Source organism: Fusibacter sp., from assembly GCF_057447755.1.
The window spans coordinates 1-5,756 of sequence record NZ_JBVBZF010000232.1 but is presented as its reverse complement, the minus strand read 5'-3'; the positions used below and the strand labels follow the sequence as shown (position 1 = coordinate 5,756).

Below are 5,756 nucleotides of genomic sequence, written 5' to 3'. Positions count from 1 at the left end.
ATTCCAGAAGCTGCAACAGGCTACTTCAACTGGCTGACCTTTACGAGGTCGCCTAAAAAAATTATGGATAAGCTCGTATCCCTTGCAAATCGTTCGTTAAGAGATACCTTAATCTATTTTGAAGATGCATATGAAAACTATTGTACATTAACTGGTGAAACCCCTTCAAAGATTTCATTTGTTCCTAGGGTCTATACTTTTGAACAGGTCTATAAAGTTGCACTTGATGAATTAGGACAGTCCTTTGAAAATCAATATGATGCTTTTCAGGAAGAGATTAATGTTTTGCTGATTGAGAATAATATTACATTACCTGAAGCGACAACACGGCTTGTGGAGTTTGTTCAGGACAAGATTGATCTTGAAGGCCCAGCCATAATTGTGGCCTTATCAGGCCCCTACTATCCGCATGTTAATAATAAGGATATTACAAGAAAGTTACCTTTCTCACTTGAAGAAACCATCAATAAAATTGCCCTTGAAAAATATAATTTGACCTTTGAATCACAGGGGTATTTCATGGGAATTTCAGATTTATCCTATGCAACTTGGTCAGGCAATGATGAAGATATTGCTTTAATTAAGGCCAATAGCCCCGGATGGGATGTGGTCTATAAAATTCCCTTTAAGGACTTAGCCACACTAAATATGCCTGTGGTTAATATTGGACCATGGGGAAAAGATCTTCACAAAATTACCGAACGCGTTTACACTCAAGATGTATATGAGCGTATTCCCCATATTATCAAAGATCTGATGATGGAAATTTTTAATCAGTCCGTTTAATACTAATGAAATAACATCCATATGCCAAGGAGATTTATAATGGACCTTCACTTATATCGAAAAATATTTGACCATATTATGAGCCCTGTGATTATTTCCTACTCCAAGAACCTTATTGAGTGTAATCGTGCATTTATGGCACTTTTAAAGTTGGATGGCCTCAAGGATATCCAAAATAATGCTGTGCTTGAGGCTTTGGTATCAGAAATTCTCAAAGAGGGAACAGACCACCAGTTTAAGAGTATTCTGGACTTTCAGGGAAATACGCTTCTTTTAGAAGTCGCTTTGTCTACATTAAGTGAGTCAGAAGATATTCACCTAATGGAATTCAAGGTCATTGAGGACCAATCCCTATATGAAGAAATCACATTTATATCTGCCCATAATCGAGAACTCTTTAATAATGCCCCTGATGCAATTGTGATTTTAGATGGTGATGGGAAGATTGTGGATGTAAATGAAGCCTTCGTCACTTTATTTGGTTACACGAGACTTGAAGCCATTGGACGTCAAATAGATCCCTTGTTGGTAGAGGATTCACAGGTTCAAGAAGCCAAGGCGCTTTTTAATCGCGTATTGAATCAAGAGCGTGTTGAGGTTAACTTGAAAAGACATACAAAGGACCGTAGACTGCTAGATGTTCATGTGATTGCCTATCCGGTCATTATTGATAAACGAACCACTGGCAACTATGTTATTTATCAAGATATTACTGAAGCTAAAAAGACTGAAAAATTGCTACATGAAAAAGAGGAGTTCTTAGAACAGCTTTTCAACAGATCTTTATTTCCAACGGCTATTTTAGACGACCAAGAAGTCGTTTTAGATATTAATGCTAAATTTGAGGAACTCTTTGGCTATTCAAAAAGTGAATGCATTGGCAAACATATCAATGATTTGGTAATATCTGAAGGCTATGAAAATGAGGCTAATCAGTTCAAAAAAGTCATTTTGGAAAATAGAACCATGATGGCTAAAACCAAAAGGAAACACAAAGATGGTTCTTTGTTAGATGTTGAAACAGTCGGAAGTCCAGTAGTGATCGGTGGAAAGGTTAAGGGTTTTTTTGCCATGTATCGTGATATTAGGATTGAAGAAGAAGCCTTAAAAAACTTTAAAATGCTGATCAATACAGATCCTTTGACCCGCCTCTATAACCGTAAATTTATATATGAAGCAATTGAAGAAAGATTGGCCCAAAATGAAGCGGGTGCCTTAGAATTCAATAAATTTGCGCTGATTTATGTGGATTTAGACCAATTCAAAGTCGTAAATGATACTTTTGGACACGAAACGGGTGACTTACTTCTTGTTGCTGTCGCAGATCGATTTAAGCAAACAGTTGCTGACAAAGCACATATTGCAAGAATAGGTGGAGATGAGTTTTTATTTCTAGTGGATCAAGCATCACGGCTAGAAATGGAAACAATAAGAGACCAATTGAGAAACGTCTTGTCTGAGCCTTGCGAAATAAATGGCCATTATTTTAGTACAGTGGCAAGCCTTGGTATATCATTTTATCCAGACCATGGCACAACAACTGATGAACTTATATCAGCGGCAGATCAAAGTATGTATCGTGAAAAGAACCGAAAAAAAGCTTTAGACCAATCCATTAAATAAAGGACCTATAGGAGTTTTTAAATGAAGGAAATCAATAATTTAATCGCTGGGAATTTAAAATTACTAAGAGAAGAGCGTCATCTTTCATTAAACGATTTATCGAATCTCACAGGTGTTAGCAAGAGTATGCTGGCTCAGATTGAAAAAGGTGAGGCAAATCCATCGGTAGGCACAATCTGGAAAATTGCAGATGGTTTAAAGATTTCTTTTACATCATTACTCAATGAAGAAAAGGATCAAATGAGAGTTGTAAGAAAGAATGATGCCTATGAAGTGGAACAAGAGGATGGCAAGTATCGACTATTTACCTATTTCCCTTATGACCCCATGCGAAAATTCGAAATTTATGTGATAGAGCTGGATCGTGATAGCGAACATGTATCAGATGCTCATTTTAAGGGTGTTGAAGAGTATGTTGTCGTGACAAAAGGGAGACTTCAGGTGAAAATGGGCAATGCTGTAAACGTTCTAGAGACTGATGATGCGGCGATTTTTGTACCTGATAAACCACATGTTTATAAGAATATTAGCGATGACCAAACTAAGGCGGTTATCGTGCTTTATTACTCAGAATAATCTTGCATAAAGCGCCAAGATATCGTACAATATAACGGACGAATACCGTTTTATAGTGTACGATATTTTTTATTGGAGGCTGAAATGAACACGAAGATGAAGGCGCTTGTTAAGAAATTTCCTCAAGAAGGACTTTGGTTAGAAGAAGTTGATAAGCCAGTTGTTGGCGACAAAGATGTACTGGTAAAAATGAAAAAGACAGCCATTTGTGGAACAGATGTGCATATTTATAATTGGGATAAATGGTCGCAAGACACAATTCCAGTGCCTATGACAATCGGACATGAATTTGTCGGTGAAGTTGTAGAGGTGGGTGCCCTTGTAAAGGCGTTTAAAGTGGGTGATTTAGTTTCTGGTGAAGGTCATATTGTTTGTGGCGTTTGTAGAAACTGCCTTGCTGGAAAGAGACACTTATGTAAAGATACAGTGGGTATTGGCGTTAACAGAACTGGCATTTTTGCAGAATATGCTTCAATTCCAGAAAGCAATGTATGGATGTGCTCTAAAAGTATCGACGAAGATGTCTTAAGCATCATGGATCCACTTGGAAACGCGGTTCATACAGCTTTATCTTTCGACCTTATTGGTGAAGACGTTCTTATCACTGGTGCAGGTCCAATTGGTATGATGGCAGCAGCGGTTGCAAGACACGTTGGTGCAAGACACGTCGTAGTAACAGACATCAATGATTATAGATTAGAACTTGCTAAAGAACTTGGTGCAACAAGAACCGTTAATACAAGAAAAGAAAAATTAGTGGATGTAATGGCAGAACTTGGCATGACGGAAGGTTTTGACGTTGGTCTTGAAATGTCAGGTAATGGTGCAGCACTTAACGATATGGTAGACAACATGGTTCATGGTGGAAAGATTGCAATGCTAGGCATTCAAGCACCTGATACCAATGTGGATTGGAATAAAATCGTATTTGGTGGCTTATTTATCAAAGGCATTTACGGTCGTGAAATGTTTGAAACTTGGTACAAAATGACGGCTATGCTCCAATCAGGCTTAGATGTATCAAAGGTTATAACGCATAAAATGCACTATACTCAGTTTGAAGAAGGCTTTAAGATCATGAAGAGCGGACAATCGGGTAAAGTTATTTTAGAGTGGGATTAATATATAAATTTAGGGCTTGAAGCACACAGTATTTTGTGGCTTCAAGCCCTTTTTAGCCTTGTAAAAATTGCTTAAAGACTCCTCTTCCTTGATAGGCAAATAAAGATACAGGACATTTGATTAGGCTTAGTGCATCTTTACAGAGCGCTGGTAACCTGATACGATACATAAAAAGGGAAAAGAGGGAATAAAAATGAAAAAATACAAAGGCATTATCTTTGACCTAGATGGCACCCTATTAAATTCACTTGAAGATTTGATGGACGCTGTTAATCATACAATGAAGGCATTTCACTTAAAGGAAAAAACCCTTGCTGAAGTGAGACAGTATGTTGGAAATGGCGTGAAAAGATTGATTGAGCTATGTGTTCCCGAAGGTGAAAAAAATAGCCAGTTTGATGCAATTTTGGATGAGTTTAAAACCTTCTATAATTTGAACTGTGATCATAAGACAAAGCCTTATGATGGCTTAATAGACCTCTTGCAAAAACTAAAAGCTGAAGGATATCAGCTCGGCATCGTATCCAATAAGATTGACCCTGCAGTAAAAGCTTTAAATGCTCAGTATTTTAGTCAATGGGTTGAGTTTGCACTTGGAGAACGTTCTGGCTTGAATCGCAAGCCTTCCCCGGATATGGTAAAGGCTTGCATTGAAGAAATGGGCCTACTTGAACATGAGGTCGTTTACATTGGTGATTCAGAAGTGGATATTGAAACAGCTAAAAATTCTGGTATTGATTGTATCTGCGTGAACTGGGGTTTTAGAGATGAAGCTCTTCTTATAGAAAATGGTGCAGGCATTATTGTGTCTGATGCTGAGATGCTTTATGATGAAATTTCAAAGTCTAATATTTAAATGCAATGTTGAATGTGAAATATGAAATATGAAATATGAAATATGAAATATTGAATCTGTAACCACAATAATGTTTGAAAGGGTGATCAAATGAAGAAAATCGCAATCATAACAGGTGCTAGTGGTGGCATTGGTATAGACTTATGTTTACGTTATATTGAAAAAGGCTATCAAGTTATCGCTCTCGATAAAAATGAACATGTTGAAATGCCGAATGCGGTGGACTTTTACAGGGTTGATCTTAAGTCTGAAGCTGAAATACTTCATTTTTTTGAAACAATTAAAAGGACTTATAAGACGGCTCATGTTTTGATAAATAATGCTGCCATATCCTCTTTTCATAAAAGAATTGAAGACATTAGCAGTTTGGAGTTGGATGATGTTCTAGCGGTTAATCTGAGAGCGCCAATGCTCATGGCAAAGGCGTTTATTAGTTTAAACATGGGTGAGTCCTATGGCCGGATTATCAATATTGCCTCTACCAGATGGCATCAAAATGAACCTGATTGGGAGGCATATGGCGCAACAAAAGGTGGTATCGTATCTTTTACAAATTCACTGTGTGTTTCTTTGGCACATACGCCAATCACTGTAAATGCAATAAGTCCAGGATGGATTCACACAAATTCTATTGAGAATCTCAGCGAGAATGATCATAAGCAACATCCCTCTGGTAGAGTAGGAAAACCGTCTGATATCTCAAGTGCTTGCTTGTTTCTCTGTGAACCAGAAAATGACTTTATCAATGGTGCGAATTTAATTATTGATGGTGGCATGACTAAAAAAATGATTT

6 protein-coding genes are annotated in these 5,756 nt (G+C 37.4%); all 6 read left to right on the top strand.

Annotated features, from left to right (window positions below):
• The coding region (locus tag AC220I_RS17250; RefSeq protein WP_486725106.1) for a hypothetical protein at positions 1 to 786 on the top strand (786 nt) is incomplete at its 5' end.
• Positions 787 to 825: 39 nt separating this feature from the next.
• Complete coding sequence (locus AC220I_RS17245; RefSeq protein ID WP_486725105.1) at positions 826 to 2,409, top strand: PAS domain S-box protein; 1,584 nt, start codon at positions 826 to 828, stop codon at positions 2,407 to 2,409.
• A 21-nt stretch (positions 2,410 to 2,430) separates the two neighbouring features.
• The gene (locus AC220I_RS17240) at positions 2,431 to 2,985 is read left to right on the top strand and encodes a helix-turn-helix domain-containing protein (RefSeq protein WP_486725104.1); all 555 of its coding nucleotides are present in this window, start codon (positions 2,431 to 2,433) and stop codon (positions 2,983 to 2,985) included.
• 84 nt (positions 2,986 to 3,069) lie between these two features.
• Positions 3,070 to 4,107, top strand: coding sequence for an L-threonine 3-dehydrogenase (gene tdh, locus AC220I_RS17235; RefSeq protein WP_486725103.1), 1,038 nt, complete (start codon positions 3,070 to 3,072; stop codon positions 4,105 to 4,107).
• Positions 4,108 to 4,300: 193 nt separating this feature from the next.
• A complete protein-coding gene (locus AC220I_RS17230) occupies positions 4,301 to 4,963 on the top strand; it encodes an HAD family hydrolase (RefSeq protein WP_486725102.1) in 663 nt (220 codons plus the stop codon).
• 90 nt (positions 4,964 to 5,053) lie between these two features.
• The coding region (locus AC220I_RS17225; protein WP_486725101.1) for an SDR family NAD(P)-dependent oxidoreductase at positions 5,054 to 5,756 on the top strand (703 nt) is incomplete at its 3' end.